Below are 25,054 nucleotides of genomic sequence, written 5' to 3' on the forward strand. Positions count from 1 at the left end.
GTAGCGCCGGCATCCTGCCCGCCCTACAATAAAATTCACTCTTTGTGGCACAGGGTGGAACAGGCTTTCGGGCCTGTTCCTGACACCCGACAATTAACTCGTTACCAAGAAGAGCCTGCTAACCCGTATAAAATAACCAGTCACAAAATAGCTGATAAACAGCAATTTGTCATCCATCTTTCAATAGAAGCAATCAGACACTGCTTTAGTTGGATAATATCAATAATCTCAAAAATCTTCCCCCCTTCCCCTTCAAACTCGTCAAAGGTAACGGTCATGTCAACTGCACAGATAACAAGCCCCAATTCCAATAATGGTTATGCCAAACAGTTACTCAGAACCTTAGTGGCCGTCAAAAAAGGGGACTTTTCAGTTCGGATGCCCATAGACCAGACCGGTCTAGCGGGGAAAATTGCTGACGAACTTAACGAAATTATCGAACTCAATGAGAGAATGGCGGCCGAACTCGATCGCATCGGCACAGTTGTCGGTAAAGAAGGCAAAATCGCCCAGCGGGCGACGATCGGCAGCGCCGAGGGGTCATGGGCAGCTAGCGTCAACTCTGTCAATACCCTAATTACAGATTTAGTGCAACCAACCTCTGAAACCGCCAGAGTAATTCGCGCCGTAGCAAAAGGAGATTTATCGCAAACCATCGCCCTAGAAATAGAAGACAGACCCCTCAAAGGAGAATTCCTCCAAACAGCGCAAATTGTTAACACAATGGTAGACCAGTTGAGCTCCTTTGCGTCGGAAGTAACGCGGGTAGCTAGGGAAGTGGGAACCGAAGGGAAATTAGGCGTGCAAGCTGAAGTTAAAGGAGTTGCCGGAACTTGGAAAGATTTAACGGATTCAGTTAACTCGATGGCGGGGAATTTAACAGCCCAAGTCCGTAACATTGCTGACGTGACAACCGCTGTGGCAAATGGCGATTTATCCAAAAAAATTACAGTAGATGTTAAAGGGGAAATTCTCGAACTGAAAAACACGATTAACATCATGGTGGATCAGTTGAGTTCCTTCGCATCGGAAGTAACCAGAGTTGCTAGGGAAGTAGGAACGGAAGGGAAATTAGGGGTGCAAGCTGAAGTGCGGGGAGTTGCCGGAACCTGGAAAGATTTAACGGATTCAGTTAACTCAATGGCCGGCAATCTTACCGCACAAGTACGGAACATTGCGGAAGTGACGACGGCTGTGGCAAATGGTGACTTATCTAAAAAAATTACAGTAGATGTTAAAGGTGAAATTCTGGAGTTAAAAAACACTATTAACATCATGGTGGATCAGTTAAATTCCTTCGCATCTGAAGTAACGCGGGTGGCGAGAGAAGTAGGTTCCGAAGGCAAACTTGGCGGTCAAGCAGAAGTTAAAGGAGTTGCCGGAACTTGGAAGGATTTAACGGATAGCGTTAACTTCATGGCAGGCAGTTTGACAGCACAAGTGCGGAACATCGCTGAAGTGACAACCGCTGTGGCAAAGGGCGATTTATCTAAGAAAATTACAGTAGATGTTAAAGGGGAAATTCTCGAACTCAAAAACACCGTCAACACGATGGTTGACCAGTTAAATTCCTTCGCATCTGAAGTAACCAGGGTGGCTAGGGAAGTGGGAACGGAAGGGAAATTAGGCGTACAAGCAGAAGTGCAGGAAGTTGCAGGAACTTGGAAAGATTTAACGGATTCAGTTAACTCAATGGCCGGCAATTTAACAGCACAAGTCCGCAACATTGCTGAGGTGACGACGGCTGTGGCTAACGGTGACTTATCTAAAAAAATTACGGTACAGGTTAAAGGCGAAATTTTAGAACTGAAAAACACCATTAACGTGATGGTGGATCAGCTTAATTCCTTCGCATCTGAAGTAACCAGGGTTGCTAGGGAAGTGGGTTCGGAAGGTAAACTCGGCGGTCAAGCCGATGTCCGAGGCGTAGCAGGAACTTGGAAGGATTTAACGGATTCAGTTAATTTTATGGCGGGTAGTTTGACAGAGCAAGTACGGAATATTGCTGCTGTTACGACGGCTGTGGCTAATGGCGACTTGTCGAAGAAAATTACTGTAGATGTTAAAGGTGAAATTCTGGAGTTAAAAAACACCGTCAACACGATGGTGGATCAATTAAATTCCTTCGCTTCGGAAGTAACCAGGGTTGCTAGGGAAGTGGGAACCGAAGGGAAATTAGGCGTGCAAGCTGAAGTTAAAGGAGTTGCCGGAACCTGGAAAGATTTAACGGATTCAGTTAACTCGATGGCGGGTAATCTTACCGCCCAAGTCCGTAACATTGCGGAAGTGACAACGGCTGTGGCAAATGGCGACTTGTCTAAGAAAATTACAGTAGATGTTAAAGGGGAAATTCTCGAACTGAAAAACACGATTAACATCATGGTGGATCAGTTGAGTTCCTTCGCATCTGAAGTAACCAGAGTTGCTAGGGAAGTGGGAACGGAAGGTAAATTAGGTGTGCAAGCTTATGTGCGGGGTGTAGGGGGAACTTGGAAAGATTTAACTGATAATGTTAACTTGATGGCGGGGAATTTGACGGCACAGGTGCGGAATATTGCGGAAGTGACGAAAGCGGTGGCAAATGGGGATTTATCCAAGAAAATTACCGTTGATGTCAAAGGCGAAATTCTTGAACTGAAAGACACTATTAACGTGATGGTGGATCAGCTTAATTCCTTCGCTTCTGAGGTAACGCGGGTGGCGCGGGAGGTGGGAACTGAGGGTAAATTGGGCGGTCAAGCTGAGGTGAAAGGAGTTGCGGGAACGTGGAAGGATTTAACTGACAATGTAAACTCGATGGCGGGCAATTTGACCGCGCAAGTGCGGGGTATTGCTAAAGTTGTGACGGCGGTGGCGAATGGTGATTTGAAGCGAAAATTAATGCTGGAAGCTAAGGGAGAAATTGCGACTCTGGCAGATACGATTAACGAGATGATTGATACGCTGGCGACGTTTGCCGATCAAGTTACTACAGTGGCGCGGGAAGTGGGAATTGAAGGGAAATTGGGCGGTCAGGCGAAGGTTCCGGGTGCGGCGGGGACGTGGCGAGATTTGACGGATAATGTGAATGAATTGGCGGCGAATTTGACTACTCAACTGCGGGCGATCGCCGAAGTGGCAATTGCTGTTACCAGAGGCGATTTAACGAGGTCAATTTCCGTCGCCACTGAAGGAGAAGTTGCCATTGTTAAGGACAACATTAACCAGATGATTGCCAATCTCCGGGAGACGACGCAGAAGAATACTGAGCAAGATTGGCTGAAAACAAACCTCGCTAAGTTCACTCGAATGCTACAAGGTCAGCGGGATTTAGAAACTGTTTCTAAACTAATTCTCTCAGAATTGACGCCGCTGGTTTCGGCTCAGCATGGCGTATTCTTTATGATGGAAGCTGTGGAACACGATCCGTTTCTCAAACTGTTAAGTACCTACGCATACCGCGAACGCAAACAGTTAGGAAACCGATTCCATTTAGGCGAAGGTTTGGTAGGACAGTGCGCCCTGGAAAAGGAACGAATCCTGTTGACTGAGGTGCCGGAAAACTACGTTAAAATTGGATCGGGACTGGGAGAATCTACGCCGTTGAATGTCGTGGTTTTACCCGTACTCTTTGAGGGACAAGTGACGGCAGTAATCGAGTTAGCTTCGTTCCGGCGATTCAGCGAAATACACTTGACATTTCTCGACCAACTTACAGAAAGTATTGCCATTGTCTTAAATACAATTGCGGCGAGTATGCGGACGGAAGAGTTGCTGAAACAGTCGCAGTCTTTGGCAGAAGAGTTGCAAACTCAGCAAAAGGAACTAACGGAAACTAACAAGCGTCTCGAACAACAAGCGCAGTCGCTCCGCGCATCTGAGGAACTGTTGAAGAGTCAGCAGGAAGAGTTGCAACAAACGAATGAAGAATTAGAAGAACAAGCTGAATTGCTAGCGCTGCAAAATAAGGAAGTTGAGCGGAAAAACCGAGATATCGAACAGGCGAGGGGGTTGTTGGAAGAAAGAGCGGAACAGTTGGCTCTAACTTCTAAGTATAAGTCGGAGTTTCTGGCAAATATGTCTCACGAGTTGCGAACTCCGCTGAATTCGCTGTTGATTCTCGCTCGATTGCTTTCTGACAATACTGAAGGCAATTTGACTCTGAAGCAAGTTGAATACACGCGCACAATTTACTCGGCGGGAAATGATTTGCTGGGGCTGATTAATGACATCTTGGATCTCGCTAAGATTGAATCAGGCACGATGTCAGTGGAAATTGAGCAAGTGTTGTTTACGGACTTGCGAGATCATTTGGATCGAACTTTCCGCCAAATCGCCCAGGATAAGAAGTTGAGTTTTCAATTAGAGCTTGAGGCTGGGTTGCCAAAAGGTCTCTATACTGATGCTAAACGGCTGCAACAAGTTTTGAAGAATCTTCTCTCTAATGCGTTTAAGTTTACAGAACGGGGCGAGGTGAAATTGCGTGTCGAAGTAGCGCGGGCAGGGTGGAATTTAGAAATAGAAAGTTTAACGAGTTCCCCTACTGTTTTGGCTTTCTCAGTTAGCGATACGGGGATTGGGATTTCTGCTGAAAAACACAGGGTTATTTTTGAGGCTTTCCAACAAGCTGATGGTAGCACTAGCCGCAAATACGGGGGCACGGGTTTGGGTTTGTCAATTAGTAGAGAAATCGCTAATCTGTTAGGCGGAGAAATTAAATTGACAAGTCGCCCTGGTGAGGGTAGTAAGTTCACGCTTTATCTGCCGCAAACTTACCAAGAATCGCGAATAATGAAGGATACGGGATCGGGAAGGGGCAAGCAAACGGCTCAATTGCCGGCTGCTATTTCTTCCGCAGTTCCTGCGCCGAATTTCCACTTGCCGATCGCCCCTTATCCATCACCTATTATCGCTGATGACCGAGAAAATATTGAGAGTGACGATCGCGTGCTGTTGATTGTCGAGGATGATGTAAACTTCGCTCGGATTCTGTTGGATATGGCGCAGGAACAGGGTTTTAAAGGTTTGGTGGCTTTGCGGAGCGATATCGGTTTGGCGATGGCGCGAGAGTTCAAGCCAACTGCGATTATGCTGGATCTAAATTTGCCTGTGATGGATGGCTGGACAGTGCTCGATCGCTTGAAGCACGACCCAAGTACGCGCCACATTCCGGTTCACATTGTATCAGTTGAAGAAGGGCGGCAGCGCAGTTTGCAGTTAGGGGCGATCGCCTATTTGCAAAAACCTGTTAGCAGCGAAGCTTTGAGCAAAGCTTTGGCTGATATTAAGGGTTTTGTCGATCGGCGAGTCAAGAATCTGCTAGTCGTGGAAGACGACGAAACGCAGCGTCTGGGCATTGTGGATTTAATCGGCAATCACGATGTTTGTACAACGGCTGTGGGGAGTGGTGCAGAGGCGCTAGCAACTTTAAGATCGGGGCATTTTGACTGCGTTGTACTCGATTTGGGACTGCCAGATATGACTGGTTTTGAACTGATCGAGCAAATCAAGCAAGATGCAATTTTAAAAAGTCTGCCGATTATTATTTATACGGGCAAAGAGTTGACGAAAGCCGAAGAAACTCAACTCAAGCGCATGGCGGAAACAATCATTGTTAAAGATGTGCGATCGCCGGAACGTTTGTTAGATGAAACAGCTTTGTTTTTGCACCGAGTCCAAGCAGATTTGCCGGAACCGAAGCGCCAAATGCTAGAGCAATTGTATCAAACAGATTCGACGCTCGCGGGCAAAACAGTCTTGATTGTTGACGACGATATGCGGAATATTTTCGCCCTCACAAGTATGTTGGAGCGCCATAAAATGCAAATTGAGTATGCTGAGAATGGCAGAGAGGGCATTGCTAAATTGCAAAATACGCCTGACATAAATATTGTGTTGATGGACGTGATGATGCCAGAGATGGACGGTTACGAAACAATGCAAGCAATTCGTAAAATGCCTCAATTTGCTTCCTTGCCAATGATTGCTCTTACTGCGAAAGCTATGAAGGGCGATCGGGAAAAATGTATCGAAGCTGGTGCGTCTGACTATATTACCAAACCTGTTGATACGGAACAGTTGCTCTCGCTGCTGCGTGTCTGGCTTTATCGATAATGAAGTCAGTTGTCAGTTGGCAGTTGACTGTTGGCAGTTGTCAGTTGGCAGTTGTCAGTTGGCAGTTGTCAGTTGGCAGTTGGCAGTTGGCAGTTGGCAGTTGGCAGTTGTCAGTTGGCAGTTGTCATTAGTCATTAGTCAACAGTCAACAGTCATTAGTCAACAGTCATTAGTCAGCAGTCAGCAGTTAACAGTGAACAGTCAACAGTCAACAGTGAACAGTGAACAGTGAACAGTCAACAGTCAACCGTCAACAGTGAACAGTCAACAGTGAACAGTCAACAGTTAACAGTCAACAGTTAACAGTCAACAGTCAACAGTGAACAGTCAACAGTGAACAGTCAACAATGCCCAATAACCAATTACCAATTACAAATGTCCGAAAGCCATGAACTTGAAACAATCGAAATTCAACTCTTACTAGAGGGAATGTTTCGCTATTACGGATTTGATTTTCGCAATTATGCTCTTGCCTCTCTCAAGCGCCGTATTTGGAACACTATTCGCTCGGAACGGCTCACCACTGTGTCTGCACTTCAGGAAAAGGTACTTCACAATCCTGCTTACCTAGACCGTTTACTGCTGGACATTTCTGTCAATGTAACGGCGATGTTTCGCGATCCCAGCTTTTACATTAGTTTCAGAAATAAAGTGGTGCCGCTGCTGCGTACTTATCCTTTTATTCGGATTTGGCACGCTGGATGTTCAACGGGAGAAGAAGTCTATTCTATGGCAATCTTGCTGCAAGAAGAAGGACTGTATGACCGTTGTCGGATTTACGCTACGGACATGAATGAATTAGTTTTGAAAACCGCAAAAACAGGGATATTCCGGCTGAAACAAATGCAAGAATATACGCAACTCTACCACCAAGCGGGGGGCACGAAAGCGTTTTCTGAGTATTACACTGCTGCCTATGAAAATGCGATTTTTCGGTCTTCACTTAAAGATAATATTGTCTTTGCTCACCACAACCTAGCAACGGATAATTCTTTTAATGAATTCAATGTTATTTTATGCCGTAATGTGATGATTTATTTCAATTCACACCTCCAAGAGCGGGTACACAAGCTTTTTTATGAGAGCCTGGGAATGTTTGGGGTTTTAGGACTAGGACATCAGGAGTCTCTGACTTTTACACCTTATGAAAAATACTATGAACCAATTGAAAGTAGTGATAAAATCTACCGAAGAGTTAAATAAAAAAAATTTTGAAATAGTGGTTGTTGGCACGTCTTTGGGAGGGCTAGAGGCTCTGACTGTGCTGCTGGCAAATCTGCCACCAACCTTTCCTTTGCCTGTAGTTATTGTCCAACACCGCCATAAGAGTTCTCAGAATAGGCTTACTTATTTTTTACAAAAGCAAAGCTCTCTCCAAATCACAGAGGCCCAAGACAAAGAGCCGATCGCACCGGGACGGGTTTACTTGGCTCCTGCTGACTATCACTTGCTAATAGAATCGCCCTCTGAGGAGGAGTTTAGCCTGCATGAAAACGACTTTACAGAATGGGGGGGCGTGGCAGTGGAGTCAACCCATAATTCAAAATCCCCAATCCCCAATGGCGGAGCTCCTACATTTGCACTATCAACTGAGGGCCCTGTCTCCTACGCGCGGCCCTCAATCGATGTGCTGTTTGAGTCTGCTGCGGATGCCTTTGGGGAGAAAGCGATCGGCATAATTTTAACGGGAGCTAATTCGGATGGCAGTAAAGGGCTGGCAAAAATTAAAGCTGAGGGAGGATTGACATTTGTGGAGGAACCGGCTTCGGCCCTATGCGCGACCATGCCAGCGTCGGCGATCGCAAATGTTGAAGTAGACTGGATTTTACCCCTCTCTAAAATCGCTCCCTGTTTAGTCAACTTGCTAAGAATTAAAGATTAAAAAATTTATGAATCTGCAGTCCCCCCATCGAGTAAATGTCCTTTTAGTTGACGATCGCCCAGAAAATTTGGTAGCTTTAGAAGCTATCCTCAACAGCCCCTCTTATCATCTAGTACAAGCTAATTCGGGCGCGGAGGCTCTGAGATGTCTGCTTAATGAAGATTTTGCGGTAATTTTGCTTGATGTGCAGATGCCGGGAATGGATGGATTTGAGACAGCAACATTGATTCGCTCTAGAGATCGATCGCGCTCGACTCCGATTATTTTTATCACAGCATTCAGCAGTAATGACACTCACGTGTTTAAAGGTTATTCTCTGGGTGCGGTGGATTACCTGTTCAAACCCTTGGAACCGGAAATATTGACCTCGAAGGTGCAGGTATTTGTGGAATTGTTCCAAAAAACAGTCGAGGTGAAACAGCAAGCAACACAGTTAGCTGCTGTTAATAGTGAACTAAGTAAAAGTGAAGAGCGGTTTCGCACTTTGTGTGCTTGTTCGCCGCTGGGAATTTACTTAGCTGACGTTGAAGGCCGCTGTACTTACATCAACCCGCGTTGTCAAGCGATTTGCGGGTTAGCTTTGGACGAAAGCTTGGTAGAGGTTTGGCAGCGGGAAGTTCATCCAGAAGATCGCGACCGCGTAGTAGCAGATTGGTTAGCTTGGATTAAAGAAAGCCAGGAATATTCTAACGAGTTTCGATTAGCTGGTAGCGAAAGTGTGCGTTGGGTTCACGTGCAGTCGTCGCCAATGTTTTCGGATTTTGGGAAACTGATCGGTCACGTGGGCACGGTTAGAGATGTCACAGACCGCAAGCAAGCAGAGGAAGAACGCGGGAGACTAATCCGCGAACAAGTGGCGCGGCAAGAAGCGGAGAGAGCTAACCAGATGAAGGATGAATTTCTAGCTATTCTCTCTCACGAACTCCGCACTCCTTTAAATGCCATTCTCGGCTGGTCTAGGCTGCTTCGTTCCAAAAAATTTGACCAAGACACTATTGAGAAAGCCCTAGAAACAATTGAGCGCAATGCTAAATCTCAAGCGCAACTCATTGAAGATATTTTAGATGTTTCGCGGATTCTACGGGGGAAACTAAATTTAAATAAGCATCCGATTCGGTTGGAATCTGCGATCAAGCTGGCAATAGATTCCTTGCAGCCGCTGACTGAGGAAAAATCAATAGTCATAGAATTAACGTGCAGTCCAAATGTAGGTGAAGTTATCGGCGATCCCGATCGCTTGCAGCAAATTGTGTGGAATTTGCTGTCAAATGCGATTAAGTTTAGTCCGCAAGAGGGTAAAGTACAGGTGCGGTTAGAGTCTGTTGGCGATGAGGCTCAAATTCAGATAATTGATAGCGGCATTGGTATCGCTCCTGATTTTTTGCCTTATGTTTTCGATCGCTTCCGCCAAGCTGATAGCAGCACAACTAGGTCTTACGGGGGTTTGGGACTGGGATTGGCGATCGTCCGTCACTTGGTGGAACTGCACGGCGGTAAGGTGTATGCAGAGAATAATCCGGGCGCGGGTGCGAAATTTACGGTGGCTTTACCTGTGGCACAGAGGAAGGCCCTCGCTGCTGACGATGATTGGTCACACCTCAATAACGCGACAGAGGTTCTCCCCACTCTGGCTAATTTGCAATTGCTGGTGGTGGATGATGACGATGACACGCGGGAGTTTTTAATTGCTTTACTCGAACAGGAAGGAGCTATGGTGCGATCGGCATCATCGGTGGCCGGGGCTCTAGCTGCACTGGAGAGTTATTGGCCGGATGTGCTGCTGAGCGACATTGGAATGCCGGAAGCAGACGGCTATGAGTTGATCGCGCGCGTGAGAGAAATGGAAGTGCTCAGGGGTGGAAAGATGCCTGCGATCGCTCTGACGGCCTACGCGAGAGAGGAAGAGCGCAAACAAGCGCTGGAAGCGGGTTTTCAGATGCACTTATCTAAACCAGTTGACATAAGTAAGTTAATTGCCGCAATTGCTAACCTCACAGGAATCCTCGGAAATCCCGATCCAACTCAAATCTTGCAGGATGCTCAAGAACAGGCAAGATGCCTGTTCCACAAAGATTAGATTTTATTGTGGGGAGTAGGGGTTGGGCAGGAGAGCCCGTCCGTGAAGGCTGATTGACAATAGTGCTATTCGGTGATTTCCAAGGGAATCGGCGGTTAAAACCGCTTTGTTGACCCCCAATCCCGTGCTGATTACTGAGAAAAATATTAAGCTAGCTAAAAGGAAACGCGATCGACAGTTCGGAACAAGACACCCGTTTTTCCACAAAAAACTGGATATTTACCGTTTTTTTTGCTTCAACCTGCCGTCAAAGTACAAAATTACCCGCCCATCAATTCATGAATATTTTTAGCAGTCTGCTTTCTAGCCCAACTCAAGCACCCCAAGTCAAAAAACAGCGTCGAGGCATTGAAATTAAGTCGGAACGCGAAATCGAAATTATGCGACAGGCAGCGAAAATCGTTGCAACGGTACTCAAAGAAATTTCCCAAATGGTGAAACCGGGAATGACTACTGCTGATTTGGATGCTTATGCCGAAAAACGCATCCGTGCTATGGGGGCAACTCCGAGTTTTAAAGGCTATCACGGTTTTCCCGGATCGATTTGCTCTAGCATTAATAACGAAGTTGTTCACGGCATCCCCAGCGCCAAAAAAGTAATTCGGGCCGGAGATGTTCTCAAGGTAGATACGGGGGCATATTACCAAGGTTTTCACGGCGATTCTTGCATTACGATCGCAGTTGTGGAAGTGACTCCCGAATCGGCAAAATTAATCCGAGTCGCAGAAGAAGCTCTCTACAAAGGCATCGAACAAGTGAAGGCTGGAGCCTATTTGCTCGATCTGGCGGGTGCGATCGAAGATCATGTCAAAAGCAACGGTTTTAACATCGTTGAGGAGTTTACCGGCCACGGTGTCGGGCGAAATTTGCACGAGGAACCGTCGGTTTTCAATTTCCGCACGCGGGAAATGCCGAACGTGAAATTGCGAGCCGGCATGACATTGGCGATCGAACCGATTCTGAATGCGGGTTCTAAGTACACTCGGACGCTTTCTGACAAGTGGACTGCTGTAACCGTTGACAATGCTATGTCTGCTCAGTTTGAGCATACTGTGTTGGTGACAGAAACTGGCTATGAAATTTTGACCGATCGTTCAAAAGTTTAAGGGGAAAAAAAGACAATAGTTTTGAGTTTTGAGCTAAAGTTTTTATTCTGTAGGTTGGGTTGAGCGATGGCGAAACCCAACACCTTATTTAAAATGAAGATTTGGGTTTCGTTCCTCAACCCAACCTACAATATTTACACTATTAAGAAGGTAACAGAGATGTCAGCACGATTATTATTGGTAGACGATGAACCGGGCTTGCGGGAAGCAGTACAAGCTTATTTGGAAGATAGCGATTTTGCGGTTGAGGTTGCCAGTAATGCTCGGGATGGGTGGGAACTCTTGCAGCAGACTAATCCCGATTTGGTGATTTCAGACATTATGATGCCCCAGGTGGACGGTTATCAATTTCTCAAGCAAGTGCGGGAAGATCCTCGCTATAAGGCTTTGCCGGTGGTGTTTTTGACGGCTAAGGGGATGACGAGCGATCGCATTCAAGGCTATCAAGCAGGCTGCGATGCTTATCTTTCTAAGCCCTTCGATCCCGACGAATTAGTAGCAATAGTAACGAATTTGCTCGCCCGCCGCGCGGCTGCTAAGGAGACGAGCGAAAGTGCTGAAAGTCCAGATATTGCTGCTTTGACAAGCCAAATGGCGAGAATTGAGTCTTTGCTGAGTGGGCGGAGTTCGATCGCCCAAAGTCCTTCGCCGATTAAAATTGATTTGACTCCGCGAGAACAAAGTGTTTTGGATTTGGTTGCTCAAGGTTTGATGAATAAGGAAATTGCCCGCCGCTTGGAAACTAGCGTGCGTAATGTGGAAAAGTACGTCAGCCGTTTGTTTAGCAAGACGGGTACTAACAGCCGTACTGAGTTGGTTCGCTTCGCTCTCGAACACGGCTTGACGAAATAGGGGCCCTCTCGACTTGGCTGGAGGCTCTCCCTCGGCCATCGGCGTTACCAGGTTCTTCCTGGTAACGATAATTATGAAAAAACTTAGAAATGTTAAGATATAAGTATTGACAGGTATCCGGTGGCTGTGGTATGTCACATCAGCTTGCTGGTGGCAGCGCGGGGGTGCGAAAACTGGTGTGCGAAAACTGGTGTGCGATCGAACTTTTCACCCACTTTGCTTTGAGTCTGAGAGAACACTCGCAAAGGCTGGGGAATTACTTAACGGGAAAACCTGACTGTTTAAGAGTTTTCACGTAGTAAATACAAAGGCAAACACTTGACCGGATATGCTCCGTTAAGCAAACTTGCCACGAAGAGTCACAGATCACGTTATATCCTATGGAAAAGCAAGCGACTATTAATTAATGAATCTGCTCAAAAACGGATACTTGCGAACTACAGGGGTGGTAAGTATCCCACAATTTTAGACCCTAGTTAAAGCTCTCAGATTCATCTGTGGAGTAAATCTAAAACCTAAAATCTAAAATCGACTGACAGCGCTCTAAAGTAGCCGCAGAAGTTGAATGTATAGCAGCACCAAAGTTGAGTTTATATCAGGAGGATACCATGAGTAAAATCTCGGCGCGACAAACAATAAGTGCCATAGTAGCACTGCCGATCGTACTAATAGCCAATACAACTCAAGCTTTTGCCACTGATACCAGTCAGAAAATAGATCCAATTAAGAAAGTTTCGGATTTTGGCGATGAGCTAGATTTTGATATTGGGCCACCAACAACCATCAGCATTGAAGAAAGCGAGGATTGGGATGAACCTGAATTTGCAGCTACTTTAGATATGGAGATTAGTAAATTTATGACAAAAAATCTTCAAGCTGTAATTGATGAGCCGCCGCCGATAGTTTATCTCAGTGCGGCCAGGGGCCAGTCAACCCGGGAATGCCGGATTTCTGGGATATGCGAATAACTAAATCGGATTTGTGCGATTTGGGCGATGGCTGGGAGTCCCGCAAACAAAGACTCATTTGCTGGGTAGAATTAAAGCAATTATCAAGATTTCAGTAAAATTTGGTTGATTTTGCTGGGAATATGCGAATAACAGAGTATGTATTTTTTTGGGTATGCTTTAATGCGATCGGCTAAAATAATAAGTATGCAGGCTGAAAGCAACTTAACTAATTGATAGTTCCCAGTGATGGGAAATCGCCGAAAAGGGCAAAAATAAAATTAATCATGTGATTCTTCGCTGTGATTGGCAAACGTAAAAACTGGTAAAAGTAAACTTAGTTAGAGCAACCGCCAAAACGGTTAGGAAGTTCTTAATTGCACTTTCCCCCTGCGATCGATTCCTTCCATCCGTTACACCCGTTACATCCGTTAAATAATCCGTTGCCGAACTTCCATCCGTTACATCCGTTAAATAATCCGTTGCCGAACTTCCTTTTTTCGGCAGTTGACAGCACCTATCCTGAGAAAGTTTTTCAAAAAATAATTATGATTAATTCGCACTGCCAGCAAGACACCGCAGCACAACAAAACAAAAGTTCGCTGCAAACTCTCACCCGGACTCTGAGAATGTCTCAGGGGCAATTTTCGCTGATTTTGGTACGGTGCAATTACAGCGCTATGAGAGAAAAAATTGTACGGCAATTGCGGGAGGAGTCTGATATCGAGATTCGAGAAATTGTCCTCCCGCCATCTGTCAAAACTCTTTACACGACGATAGAAACCAAACTTTCCTGCAGCCATCCGGCAGCTTTAATGGTGTTTGGCTTGGAATCGGTAAGTGCGATCGATCGACTGCTGACTTCTACCAACTACGTGAGGGAAGAATTTCGGAATAATTTTCCCTTCCCGGTGGTGCTGTGGGTGACAGACAAAATCTTAAAAAAACTGATTCGGTTAGTAACAGATATCGAAACGTGGACGACAAGTGTTGAATTTGTGATTGGCCCCGACGACTTGGTGGATTTCCTGGGCAAAAGTGCCGATCGCATTTTTTCCAACATTTTAGAAAGTGGCAATTGGCGTTTAACTAATTCTGCCATTCTCGGAGCCAATTCTTTGAGTGAACTAGAGTCGGCTAGCCAAGACTTGCAAACTTGCAACATGAGGTTAGAACCAGCTATTGAAGCGAGTTTGCAATTTATTCGCGGTAGGCACGAATATGCTTGTCACCGCATCCATGAAGCTATTGAATTGTATCAAAAAAGTCTCAATTTTTGGAAGCATCAAGTAGCATTTATTGGGCCAAAAACACAATTTAGCGATTTGTTATTTACCGTTCACCCTGCACCGATGTTAGAGGGAATTCTGCTATTCCACATCGGTCTTTGCTACCGCTTCCAAGCAGAAAAACACCGCAGCGGCAACCGTCCTTACTGGACGGAAGCTAAGAATTATTTTCAGGAATGTATTGATGTTTTAGAACGCGCGGGGCGGCCGGATGCCGTTGGTATATTCATCAATCAACTTGGCGAAGTATTGCAGCATTTAGAAGATTGGGATGCACTCTGGAATTTAGCTATCAAAGCTCGGATGTTACATGAAAATATGGAAAATTCAGCAGTTAATTTGGCTCAAGATTACGGCTTTTTGGCTAGAGTAGCCTTAGAGCAAAAGAACTGGCAAGGGGCGAAAGAATGGGCTTTAGTGGCTCTAAACGTTCTCAACTCAAATTTAGAAGTGACGGGACAGGGAACCCCTGTAAAGTCGCAGCATTTAGGCTTGTATCTGTTAATTTTAGCAGAGGCCCAGAGTCAGTTGGGTGAGGTACAGGAGGCGATCGCGCATTTAGAGCTTGCTCGCTCGGAAACCGAAGCGTGCTACAACCCGCAACTGTATTTGCGGGTTTTAGAAATGCTGCGATCGCTCTATTTTCAGCGGGGAGAATATCTCGAAGCATTTCAAATTAAGCAAGATTATCGAGCGGTGGAACACACGTATCGGTTCCGAGCTTTTATTGGAGCCGGAAAGTTGCAGCCGCACAGAGAAGCGGTTAATTCCGTCGCCGAAACTGTTGCCGACGCTGCTACTATTGCTGACGAAATTACTGCTTCCGGCAGAGAGCAAGACCTCAACCGCTTAATATATAGGATGAACAATACCCCAGACAAACTGACAGTAATTTACGGTCAGTCGGGAGTTGGCAAAAGTTCAATTGTCACCGGGGGATTAGTACCAGCTCTCAAACAAAAAAAAATAGAAAGGCGGACTGTTTTGCCGATCGTGCTGCAAGTTTACAACAACTGGCCGCGGGAATTGACCAGACAGTTATCTGCTGGGAAAGCTGAAATATTCGAGCCGGAACTTTCCGAAGCAGTACCGGAAACTGCTCCGGTAGATTTTCCAGTAGAAGCAGGCGCAGTTCAAGAAAATCTTATTTCGGGATTTAACGACGACTTGGCTGGGAATAATGAGGAGAGAAGGGAGCAGTCACAGCCAGTAGAATTAATTAGAGAACCACAGGCGAACGAATACGAAAAAATTATCAAAGAGCTGGAAATAAATTCAGAACATCTAGTGACGGTTCTGATATTTGACCAATTTGAAGAATTCTTTTTCGTGTGGAAAGAGCCAGCCCAAAGGCAGAGATTTTTTGATTTTTTGCGGGACTGCTTAAAAATCAAATATTTAAAAGTCGTCCTGTGTTTGCGGGAAGATTACCTGCACTATTTGCTGGAATTTTCCCGACCCAAAAACCAGACAGGATTCGTTAACAATGATATTTTAGAGGACATTCTCAGCAAAAACATTCTGTTTTATTTGGGAAATTTTTCGTTGGTCGATGCGCGATCGGTAATTCGCACTTTAACTGAGCGAGCGCAGTTTTACTTAGAACCGGAGCTGATCGAAGAATTAGTCAATGATTTAGCTGGAGAATTGGGAGAAGTCCGCCCGATCGAACTACAACTTGTCGGCGCTCAACTGCAACAAGAGAACATTAGAACTTTAACTCAATATCAGGAACTTGGCAACAATCCGCAACAAAAATTAGTCGAAAGGTTTCTCGAAGAAGTCATCAAAGATTGCGGCCCGGAAAATGAAGTAGCGGCGCGCCGAGTTTTGTATTTGCTCACAGATGAAGATGAGATCCGTCCCCTAAAAACCCGCGCCGAATTAGCCTCTAATTTAGCGACATTTGCCGAAGCTGACAAATTAGATTTAGTCTTAGAACTGTTAGTAAACTCTGGTTTGGTTTTTCGGTGGACGGAACTGCCGGCCGAGCTTTACCAGCTCGTTCACGACTATTTAGTTACCTTCATCCGCCAGCAGCAGGCATTAGATAAAAAGGCCGAGTTCGAGGAACTGCGAAAGCAAAATCAAATTAACCGAGATGAAATTGAACAAATTCGCAAAGACAGAGAGCGAGATGCTTTGCTGTCGGAAGCTAGAGAAAAACAGCGCCAAGCGGAAGCTCAACTTTACTACCAAAATCGGAGATGGCAATGGCGGGCGGCGCTTCTAGGACTGCTTGTACTCGCAGGTGGTTCGGCGATGGCATTCGAGCAAGCAAAATTAGCAGAAAGCGCGCGGCAAGAAGCAGAAAGAAGTCGGGCTGATGCCCTAAATTCGGCTTCGGAATCTTTAGTGATTTCTAATGAAAAAAATCAATTAGGAGTGTTGGAAAATAGTATCAAAATTGGTCGTGATTCTCTGAAAAGTACAGCGCTTCCTGTAGACACTAAAACTAAAATTGCAGAAAGACTCAGACAAGCAGTTTCCGGGGTGCAAGAACGCAACCGTTTCGAGCAGCACACCAAGTTTGTTTTGGATGTGAGTGTCAGCCCCGACGGCAATTCCGTTGCTTCGGCAAGTGCTGATAAAACGGTTAAATTGTGGACCAAAGAAGGTAAGTTATTAAAAACTTTCAATCACCCGGATAGCGTGACGAGTGTTAGTTTTAGTCCTGATGGGAAAACGATCGCTACTGGTTGTGCCGATCGTACAATTAGAATTTGGCAAGTAGATAACGACAAAAGTGCGATAGGTATTTTATCCGGCCACCGCGATATCGTCACCAGCGTCAGTTTCAGTCCCGACGGCAAAACCCTAGCTTCCGCCAGTCACGACAACACCGTCAAAATCTGGAACCTTGCGAACAAAAAATTGCTGCAAACCTTAACCGGACACAAAGACTGGGTACTCAGCGTCAGTTTCAGTCCCGACGGCCAAACAATTGCCTCAGCAAGTGTTGACAAAACTGTCAAACTTTGGAACCGAGAAAGTAAAACGCAGAAATTTAAAATTAATCCCAAAACATTAACCAAACATTCTGACATTGTTTACAGCATTAAGTTCAGTCCAAACAGTCGAGAACTCGTCTCAGCAAGTGCCGACACCACAGCAAAAGTTTGGAACCGAAACGGTGAGGAAATCAGAACTCTCAAAGGACACAACGATGAAGTTGTCAGCGCGAGTTTCAGTCGCGACGGCAAACAAATTGTCACCGGCAGTGCAGACGATACGGTGAAAGTTTGGAGTCGCAGCGGCACTTTGCTCAACACTTTTCGAGGACATCAAGACGACGTGAGGGCCGTAAGTTTCAGCGGGGACGGCACTATTGCTTCCGCAAGTAAGGACAAAATAGTGAAAATTTGGAAACCGGACAGCACTCCGCTGAATAAGATTTTATCGGGACACGGAGACTGGGTTTACAAAGTCAGTTTTAGTGCTGACAGTAAAACAATTGCCTCTGCTAGCGGCGACAAAACAGTGAGACTTTGGCGGGCTGACGGCAGTTTATTCAAAACCTTAGAAGGTCACAAAGATTCTGTTACCTGGGTGAGCATTTCGCCTGATGATAAAACTGTTGCTTCTGCCAGCGATGACAAAACCGTGAAAGTCTGGAGTTTAAACGGCAAACTGTTAGATACTCTCAGCCACAGCGGCATTGTTAAAAGCGTGAGTTTTAGTCCAGACGGAAAGATAATTGCCGCCGCTAGTGCCGATCGCAAATTGTACATCTGGCGCTGGAACGGTTCTAAAGCAACTTTGTTGACCAAACTCGATCACAGCAATCCAGTAATTAGTGTTAGCTTCAGTCCCGACGGCAAAACTATTGCTACTGCTACTGCTGCTGAGGACAAGGCAAGCGGGAAGAAAAAGGCTTTTGAAATTACGGGAGAAAAGAGAGTTTACCTGTGGCAATTTAACGGTTCGTCGGCGAAAATTATGAAAACTCTCGACCACGAGGACAGCGTTAAAAATGTGAGTTTTAGTCCCGACGGTAAGACTATTGCTGCTGCTTGCGCTGACAAAAAAGTTTACTTGTGGGAGTTTGATGGAAAGGTGGCGAATTTAACTGAAAAACTCGACCACAGCGATACTGTAGAAAGCGTGAGTTTTAGTCCCGACGGCAAGTTGATTGCGGCGGCGAGTGGGGGAAATACTGTTAAGCTGTGGGATTTTGACGGCAAGAAGGCGCTGCTATCGAAGACTTTGGAATCGAGCGATCGCGTGTTGAGCGTTACTTTTAGTTCGGACAGCAAAACTCTGGCTTTTGCTAGCAGGGATAGAAGTGTAATTTTGTGGCCTGTGGAGAATTTGCAACTGAATAATATCATTGCTCGGAGTTGCGAATGGTTGGGAGATTATTTGCAGAATGACCCGAATGTTGCTGAGGGCGATCGACTGCTTTGTCTTGGATTTGGGAAGCAAGCCCTAAATAAGGGGAAGCGGTGAAATTGACAGCGGTAAGTTGCGGGCTGCACACCCTACATAATTATATTTTGCTAATTCTCATCAACATAATTTTATGGAAAAATTCTGTATATGTCTCGGCGGTGCGCTACTCGCTGACAAATTAAAGTTTTTGTCGGTGCATCAACTGTGAGTCCAATACGGTAGTCACCAACACGAATTTTATATTTATCTGGATAACCTTTCATTTTTTCCAGATATCCTAATGCAAAGGGATTGTCTGATTCTAAGAATTGAAAAACTATAGGTTCTATCCTACTTCTAATTTCAGCAGGTAAAGCAGCTAGTTCTTTGAGGAACCGATTTGTATATTCAACTTGCCACATTATTTTGTTTGATTGAGTTATAATACTTTAGTGCTTGTTCTTTTGATAATCTCTCATCACCTTCAGTTTCTTCTATAAGTTTAGCCAGACCATAGTTTTCCAAAATCTCCTCGATTTTCTCAAATTGTTCAAGGGGGATTTGAACAGCAATCGGCTGCTGATTTTCGTCGATTACATAACTTTTATGTATTTCTAGCATTTTGTAGTGTTTATATATGAGTATATGAATTATTATAATAGATACATTTTTTTTGTCAATAGGCCATCCCGTCTGCCTGTCGAGTTGCTCAACCGATAGGTTAAACAAATCTATCTACTGGCTAATGGTGTTGGCAGTAAAATTGCGCTAGAATTCGACTGACAAGCTTAACCTTTTTGGCAATTCCCCACAGAATTAACCAGCAATTAAAATCCGAGGTAAACCACATGGATGTCAACTCCCCAAATGTCCAACCAATCCCGCCATTCAACGAGACAAACGAGGAAACACCAGAGATAGGTGGCGGTTTACCCGTAATTGAATATTGGGCCGAACATACATTGTCCCCGGAAGGGCCGAAACTTTGGAAAACTTTGCTGCACAAAAGTGCTTGTTTGTCCTGTTCTTGGGGCACTGGCGGGCAGAAAGGAGGTTTTACGAATGAAGAGGGCGAAAAACTTCAGCGGTGCATGAAAAGCGTCGAAGCAATCTCCGCTGAAATCAAGCCTGCTATCTCAACTCAATTTTTTGAACAGCAGAGTATTGCACAACTTCAGCAATTAACTTCAATGGAAGCCGATAGGTTGGGAAGGCTGAGTTTTCCCATGATTTTGCGGGCTGGTTCATCTCATTACGATCGCATTTCTTGGCAAGAAGTTTATCAAATTGCGGAAGCTGCCTTTCGCAAAACCCCCGAACGAGTGGCATCTTACAGTTCCGGTCGCTCTTCCAACGAAGCTGCTTTTCTGTTGCAATTGATGATGCGGGCGATGGGTTCCAATAACTTAGCAGATTGTTCCGATCTCTGCCACGCTCCCTCGACAATCGGGTTAAGCGAAATGTTTGCCACCCGCACCTCGTTAGTGAGTCTAGAAAACTTGAAGGAAGCAGATTGCGTCGTGCTCGCGGGCAGCAATTCTTCCTACAACCATCCCCGCTTGATGAACGAATTGATTAAAATTCGCGACAAAGGCGGTAAAATAATTGTAATCAATCCGGTGATGGAAATCGGGTTAGTCAAGTTTGGTTCTCCCGCATTTCCGGTCAAGTCGCTCATCCCCGGTTCCGATATTTCCTCGCTATACTTGCAACCAATTCCCGGCAGCGATACGGCGCTCTTTGTCGGCATTCAAAAATCTGTAATCGAACAAGGTTTGCTGGACGAAAGCTATTTGCAAGCTCATACAGAAGGTTGGGAATCAGTAGTACAGCACGCCCGCGAAACCGATTGGGAAACTATTACTAAAACCTGCGGAGTTTCCCAAGCCGAAATTGAGGCTGCAGCCAGAATTATTGGCACGTCCCAGCGAGTTGTATTCGGTTGGGCGATGGGAATTACCCAACAGGATAACGGTGTAGATAACGTTTTCAGCATTGCCAATACTGCCTTAATGACAGGAAATGTCGGCAAAGAAGGGGCTGGATTAATGCCAGTGAGAGGACACTCAAACGTCCAAGGATTCGGCTCTATGGGCGTCACTGTGAAGCTGAAAAAAGAAATTCAACAAGCTTTAGAAAAGTTATTGAATCGTCCCCTCAGTCCTGTTAAGGGCTACGACACTCGATCGCTCATTGAAGCAGCAGAAGCAGGCAAAGTCGATACGCTGATATGTCTGGGCGGCAACTTGTATGGGGCGAATCCAGATTCAACGCAGGCAAAACAGGCTTTAAGCAATGTTGAAACCGTTATCTACCTCGCAACCAAACCGAATTTAGGGCATTTTCACGGATTGGCAAAGCACAATACAATTGTGATCCCCGTCCTGAATCGCTTTGAAAACCCCCACAAAACAACGGTGGAATCTGGCAATAACTTTGTGCGTTTAAATGATGAGGGCGAAACTCATCTCCAAAATTCGGATTTGATTCCTGAAGTTTATTTTTTGACAGAATTAGCCAGCAGAATTCACGGCGATTTCCCTGTTGAGTGGCGCAAACTTCAAGACACAAAATACGTTCGCCAATTGATTGCTAAAACTATTCCTGGCTATGAAAAGATGGCGACAATTGATGAAACACAAGAGGAATTTACCATCAGCGGTCGCATTTTTACAGAACCTAAATTCCCTACAGAGTCTGGGAAAGCGAAGATGTTTGTCACGCCTTTACCTAAGCTGAAATTACCGGAAGCGAAAGAGTTTGGAGTATCGGAATCAACACAGGGTATTGTTGTGGCATTGATGACGGGACGCAGCTATTCTCAGCACAATACTGTGGTTTACAAAATTGATGACAAATACCGGGGAATGCCGCACCGCAACTGCATTTTGATGAATCGCGCGGATGCAGAAAGCGCTGGTTTGCAAGAACATCAGCGGGTTACGGTGCAGGGAAATGTGGGGAAAATGGAAAATGTCGAGGTGATTTACGGGGCGGTTCGTGAGGGTGCTGCTTTGATGTTTTATCCTGAAGTTAATGTGATTTTTCACCCGGAGATTGAAAAGCGATCGGGCACGCCTGCTTACAAGCGCGTACCTGCTTTTGTTTATGCAGAAAGGTAAAAACCGAATACTACAGATACCTGCTTTCTTCAAGAATTGGGGGAGGTAAACAACGTACTTGAACTAATTAAAAAATCAGATTGCCCGATCGAACTTAACGCCATTCCCGGTAACAGCGCCAAGACTTGTCCGGTGCTGCCGATCCGAATTTCAGTATCGTTGCCTGAAGGTACGATCGACAGTTGGTCGAATGTCAAACCATCAACTAACACTAACCAATCCACACCATCAGCAAAATCAACAATCGTATCCGTACCCCCATCCGGCTCCAACACAATGCCATCGACACCGACACCGGTGATAATAGTATCGTTTGCCCGACCGCCCCGCAGCAAATCCCCCCCGCCCCCGCCAATTAACAAGTCCATGCCTTTGTCGCCGTAAATATAGTCACCGCCTTCGCCACCGTCCAAACTATCGCTTTGCCGCCCCCCACTAATCGTGTCGATCCCCGCACTGCCTAGAATACTGTTAGCTAATTCATTTCCAAGTACCTGGTCATTTCCGGGCGAACCTACCAGATTTTCGATATCCGCACCAAAAGCAATGTACGTGCCAAAGGTTTCAGTTGTATAAAGCCGATCGAGATCACTACCTAGCGCCACCTGCGAAGTTTGTAGATAGTAGCTCTGATCTCCCAGAGCGCTCTTTGCCGTGAGCGGCTTACCCTGATTCATGTTCAAAGAATAAACGTTGTTGGCAGGCAGTGCCGAAAAGTCCAAAGTATCGCTGCTGCCGCCGCCGTCCCAGATAGTTTGAACGGTATTGAAATTAGTGCTGTCGAATTTGTAAACATTATTGTCACCGTTAAAGTCGCTGCGGGTGCCGTAAAGATACTGCAATGCCCGGATGTCATAAGGCATCAAACTCCGGGGATTTTTGTTACGGGAGGTGCTAGATATGGATAATTGGGGATTGTAGGACATGATCGTATTTCTGGTGTTGTCCTTGTCAAACGGAAGATACGGAGGCTGTCCGGGGTTGTCTATTCGATCGCTGCTGAAGCTGTAGTTGCCAGGGTGCTTCAAACCCATCGCGTGAGCGATTTCGTGAATTAAAGTCGAGTGGCCGTAACTGCCTGGCTCTGAGGAAAAAGCTCTTGCCGGATCGTTTTCATGGATTTTTTGGAGGTGGATGGCGCCACCGCGCAATAAATTATCTGGATCATAAGCGTAGGCATAGCCCTCAGCACCCACCCCATCAGAAAACATAATTCTGATGTTGCTTTGGGCCGAGTCTGGAACTTCTACAAAGTTGAGCGGCAAGACTGTTGCATAATTGTCCTGCAAGATTTGGCGGACATTCTGTTTGATGCGATCGTTAACTTCCTCAATATTGGTTTCGTTTCTAGATGCAAAATAACTGGCCGCGCTGTCAGCAGTCACAAAACTGTAGGTGATGGTGCCGCCGGGAGCGACGTTCCATTTGGCTGGCTGTCCGGGGTTTGCTCTACTTCTTGTCAGCAGAGCATCGATCTCGTTAGAGTTGCTGAAGGCGGAAGCTTGAGCGGCCGATCGTTCGGCGCCCGAATCTGAGGTTTGAGCGCCGCTGCTACAGATCGGGCAGCTATGTTTTGAAGCACCTTGCAACAAATCTGAATTGTTATTACTTAAATCACTCAGAGTGTAAACAGACATGAGGTTCCTTCCAATTGGAGGCAAGAGGATGTTGATTAATATTATTAAATAAACAGATATGAAAGTCAACTCATAAAATTCATGACTTTGACTTCATAAAAATCATATTTCTCAATAAATCTTACCAACAAACGATCGGTTGTCACGAATGATTTGAGCTTGGTGCTATTAACTCTTAATTTGCAAAGTTCTACCGCGCCAAGTCCATCCCCAACCGGTTTCAGTTTTAATCGCAGAGGCGATCGCCATCGCCGCCACGAACGCACCTCCGAAACCTCCCAACCACCAGTATTTCGTCGGACATTCAGAAATCTCGGCACCCAAGCGGCGCAAAGTGTAATGCTGCCAAATTACGATTACGGATAAACAGATAGTTAACCAGGTAATTGGCAATTGGTAATTGGTAATTGGTAATTGGTAATTGGTGATTGTCAGAATTTCTGCGAAGTCCCCGTTTGCCAGCAAAATAGCTAATGCCAACCACGGCATCGGATAAAGAAAAAACATAATTGCAGCCATGTAAACCATCATGCCCCAACTGCGGTTAGCGCCGAGATACAAATTCTTTGTCCAGCCTTCCCACAATGCGTTCCAAGACCGATACATCCGCACGGATGCCAAATTTGACCCGGAATAAAGTCCGAGCTTTAAACTTGCACGTTTGATGCGTCTAGCTAATTCCACATCTTCCACAATTTCGCTTGCAACTGCTTCGTGACCACCGATTTTTTCGTAGCCCGATCGCCTAAATAACATGAACGGGCCACCCGCAAAAGCACTGTCTGTTTTCGAGGGGTCGTTGACGGCGGTGAAGTCGAAGCAAACTGCTAAGTGATTGAACATTATCGGCTGCACTAACCACTCGGCAAAACACTCACAAACCAGCGCTGGCATACAGGTGAACAAGTCTATTTTCTCGGTTTCGGCTGTGGCGATAGCGGTTTCGATCGCCCCTGGTTTGAGTCGCACGTCGGCATCGATAAATAACAAGAAGTCTCCGGTTGCTATTTGAACAGCTTGGGCGCAGGCCCAGTTTTTGCCCGCCCAATATTGGTTGGTTGGTCGCGGCTGACCTGCTAATATTTTTAGGCGGGGGTCGTTGAGATGCTGTTGCAGGGTTTGCCCGAGCGCCTTGGTGTCGTCTGTCGATCGATCGTCTACAATTAAAACCTCTAAGTTGTCCACAGACAGCGGTGTACTCTCCAAAATGGCGATCGCGCAATCCCGAATATTCTCTGCCTCGTTGTATGCTGGTACGATTACCGAAACTTTAGGGAACTGTGCGGCGGAGTCCGGTGAGGGCCTCGCGGAACTTCTGTCGGTTCGAGGCGCATTTTTGACCGATCGGCGCAAATTCTTAGTGTAAGCTGTACTTACAATCAGAGAAAAAATTAGCAGGGTTAACAATATCAAAGCGAACTGACCTCAAAATTTCGGTACAGGATTTGTCTCCCTAAATATTAAAAAATATTAAAACAAAAAGCTAGTCGATCGCCCGAAAAGTTATTTTGACCGAAAGCATCCAGGATACAAGCCCCCGGATTCATCTCGCGCAAGTCAATGCTTCAATCTAAAATCTAAAATCTAAAATCTAAAATCGATTGACCGAAAGCATCCAGGATACAAGCCCCCGGATTCATCTCGCGCAAGTCAATGCTTCAATCTAAAATCTAAAATC

15 protein-coding genes are annotated in these 25,054 nt (G+C 45.7%); 11 read left to right on the plus strand and 4 right to left on the minus strand.

Translation table 11 applies throughout. The features are described 5' to 3' along the window. Positions 1 to 276: 276 nt before the first annotated feature. The 10 genes from QT990_RS05800 to QT990_RS05845 all read left to right on the plus strand — a co-directional run bounded on the left by QT990_RS05800 (position 277) and on the right by QT990_RS05845 (position 18,695). Entirely contained in the window at positions 277 to 6,093 is a 5,817-nt protein-coding gene (locus tag QT990_RS05800; RefSeq protein ID WP_333465018.1) for a HAMP domain-containing protein, read from the plus strand. After that, positions 6,074 to 6,325: a hypothetical protein gene (locus tag QT990_RS05805; protein ID WP_333308046.1), complete on the plus strand. Its 252-nt coding sequence runs from the start codon at positions 6,074 to 6,076 to the stop codon at positions 6,323 to 6,325. The genes QT990_RS05800 and QT990_RS05805 overlap by 20 nt, the downstream gene beginning before the upstream one ends. Positions 6,326 to 6,468: 143 nt before the next feature. After that, positions 6,469 to 7,296: a protein-glutamate O-methyltransferase CheR gene (locus tag QT990_RS05810; protein WP_333140179.1), complete on the plus strand. Its 828-nt coding sequence runs from the start codon at positions 6,469 to 6,471 to the stop codon at positions 7,294 to 7,296. Further along, a complete protein-coding gene (locus QT990_RS05815) occupies positions 7,250 to 7,975 on the plus strand; it encodes a chemotaxis protein CheB (RefSeq protein WP_333308048.1) in 726 nt (241 codons plus the stop codon). Before QT990_RS05810 ends, QT990_RS05815 begins: the two co-directional genes overlap by 47 nt. A gap of 7 nt (positions 7,976 to 7,982) precedes the next feature. Then, positions 7,983 to 10,052 carry a response regulator gene (locus tag QT990_RS05820; protein ID WP_333465019.1) on the plus strand — a complete coding sequence of 690 codons (2,070 nt, stop codon included), beginning with the start codon at positions 7,983 to 7,985 and terminating at the stop codon, positions 10,050 to 10,052. A gap of 278 nt (positions 10,053 to 10,330) precedes the next feature. After that, a complete protein-coding gene (map, locus tag QT990_RS05825) occupies positions 10,331 to 11,158 on the plus strand; it encodes a type I methionyl aminopeptidase (protein ID WP_333102021.1) in 828 nt (275 codons plus the stop codon). A 159-nt stretch (positions 11,159 to 11,317) separates the two neighbouring features. Beyond that, on the plus strand, positions 11,318 to 12,010 hold the full coding sequence (locus QT990_RS05830) for a response regulator transcription factor (protein WP_333140172.1): 693 nt from the start codon (positions 11,318 to 11,320) through the stop codon (positions 12,008 to 12,010). 131 nt (positions 12,011 to 12,141) lie between these two features. Next, positions 12,142 to 12,309 (plus strand): hypothetical protein, encoded by a 168-nt coding sequence (locus tag QT990_RS05835; RefSeq protein ID WP_333308051.1) that lies wholly within the window; start codon positions 12,142 to 12,144, stop codon positions 12,307 to 12,309. A gap of 309 nt (positions 12,310 to 12,618) precedes the next feature. Then, on the plus strand, positions 12,619 to 12,978 hold the full coding sequence (locus QT990_RS05840) for a hypothetical protein (RefSeq protein ID WP_333308053.1): 360 nt from the start codon (positions 12,619 to 12,621) through the stop codon (positions 12,976 to 12,978). A 527-nt stretch (positions 12,979 to 13,505) separates the two neighbouring features. Beyond that, positions 13,506 to 18,695: an nSTAND1 domain-containing NTPase gene (locus tag QT990_RS05845; RefSeq protein ID WP_333465020.1), complete on the plus strand. Its 5,190-nt coding sequence runs from the start codon at positions 13,506 to 13,508 to the stop codon at positions 18,693 to 18,695. A 71-nt stretch (positions 18,696 to 18,766) separates the two neighbouring features. On the opposite strand, the gene QT990_RS05850 is transcribed toward QT990_RS05845, so the two are convergent. Both QT990_RS05850 and QT990_RS05855 read right to left on the minus strand, forming a co-directional pair. After that, positions 18,767 to 19,039, minus strand: a complete 273-nt coding sequence (locus tag QT990_RS05850; RefSeq protein ID WP_332980082.1) for a type II toxin-antitoxin system RelE family toxin — start codon at positions 19,037 to 19,039, stop codon at positions 18,767 to 18,769. Continuing rightward, complete coding sequence (locus QT990_RS05855; protein WP_333140163.1) at positions 19,026 to 19,238, minus strand: hypothetical protein; 213 nt, start codon at positions 19,236 to 19,238, stop codon at positions 19,026 to 19,028. Before QT990_RS05855 ends, QT990_RS05850 begins: the two co-directional genes overlap by 14 nt. A gap of 227 nt (positions 19,239 to 19,465) precedes the next feature. On the opposite strand from QT990_RS05855, the gene QT990_RS05860 reads away from it, so the two are divergent. Beyond that, positions 19,466 to 21,739 carry an FdhF/YdeP family oxidoreductase gene (locus QT990_RS05860; protein ID WP_333308055.1) on the plus strand — a complete coding sequence of 758 codons (2,274 nt, stop codon included), beginning with the start codon at positions 19,466 to 19,468 and terminating at the stop codon, positions 21,737 to 21,739. A 29-nt stretch (positions 21,740 to 21,768) separates the two neighbouring features. On the opposite strand, the gene QT990_RS05865 is transcribed toward QT990_RS05860, so the two are convergent. Continuing rightward, positions 21,769 to 23,376 carry a M10 family metallopeptidase gene (locus QT990_RS05865; RefSeq protein WP_333465021.1) on the minus strand — a complete coding sequence of 536 codons (1,608 nt, stop codon included), beginning with the start codon at positions 23,374 to 23,376 and terminating at the stop codon, positions 21,769 to 21,771. A 168-nt stretch (positions 23,377 to 23,544) separates the two neighbouring features. Continuing rightward, positions 23,545 to 24,789 carry a glycosyltransferase family 2 protein gene (locus tag QT990_RS05870; protein ID WP_333465022.1) on the minus strand — a complete coding sequence of 415 codons (1,245 nt, stop codon included), beginning with the start codon at positions 24,787 to 24,789 and terminating at the stop codon, positions 23,545 to 23,547. Positions 24,790 to 25,054 lie beyond the last annotated feature (265 nt).

It is taken from the genome of Microcoleus sp. T3_B1 (genome assembly GCF_036700445.1).
In the GTDB taxonomy this organism is placed as follows: domain Bacteria; phylum Cyanobacteriota; class Cyanobacteriia; order Cyanobacteriales; family Microcoleaceae; genus Microcoleus.

What these genes read in the sequence shown, in the direction of transcription:
- map (WP_333102021.1), top strand. Translation starts at nt 10,331, where the DNA reads ATGAATATTTTTAGCAGTCTGCTTTCTAGCCCAACTCAAGCACCCCAA.
- QT990_RS05815 (WP_333308048.1), top strand. Translation starts at nt 7,250, where the DNA reads ATGAACCAATTGAAAGTAGTGATAAAATCTACCGAAGAGTTAAATAAA.
- QT990_RS05865 (WP_333465021.1), bottom strand. Translation starts at nt 23,376, where the DNA reads ATGTCTGTTTACACTCTGAGTGATTTAAGTAATAACAATTCAGATTTG.
- QT990_RS05800 (WP_333465018.1), top strand. Translation starts at nt 277, where the DNA reads ATGTCAACTGCACAGATAACAAGCCCCAATTCCAATAATGGTTATGCC.
- QT990_RS05855 (WP_333140163.1), bottom strand. Translation starts at nt 19,238, where the DNA reads ATGCTAGAAATACATAAAAGTTATGTAATCGACGAAAATCAGCAGCCG.
- QT990_RS05820 (WP_333465019.1), top strand. Translation starts at nt 7,983, where the DNA reads ATGAATCTGCAGTCCCCCCATCGAGTAAATGTCCTTTTAGTTGACGAT.
- QT990_RS05840 (WP_333308053.1), top strand. Translation starts at nt 12,619, where the DNA reads ATGAGTAAAATCTCGGCGCGACAAACAATAAGTGCCATAGTAGCACTG.
- QT990_RS05860 (WP_333308055.1), top strand. Translation starts at nt 19,466, where the DNA reads ATGGATGTCAACTCCCCAAATGTCCAACCAATCCCGCCATTCAACGAG.
- QT990_RS05845 (WP_333465020.1), top strand. Translation starts at nt 13,506, where the DNA reads ATGATTAATTCGCACTGCCAGCAAGACACCGCAGCACAACAAAACAAA.
- QT990_RS05835 (WP_333308051.1), top strand. Translation starts at nt 12,142, where the DNA reads ATGTCACATCAGCTTGCTGGTGGCAGCGCGGGGGTGCGAAAACTGGTG.
- QT990_RS05810 (WP_333140179.1), top strand. Translation starts at nt 6,469, where the DNA reads ATGTCCGAAAGCCATGAACTTGAAACAATCGAAATTCAACTCTTACTA.
- QT990_RS05830 (WP_333140172.1), top strand. Translation starts at nt 11,318, where the DNA reads ATGTCAGCACGATTATTATTGGTAGACGATGAACCGGGCTTGCGGGAA.
- QT990_RS05850 (WP_332980082.1), bottom strand. Translation starts at nt 19,039, where the DNA reads ATGTGGCAAGTTGAATATACAAATCGGTTCCTCAAAGAACTAGCTGCT.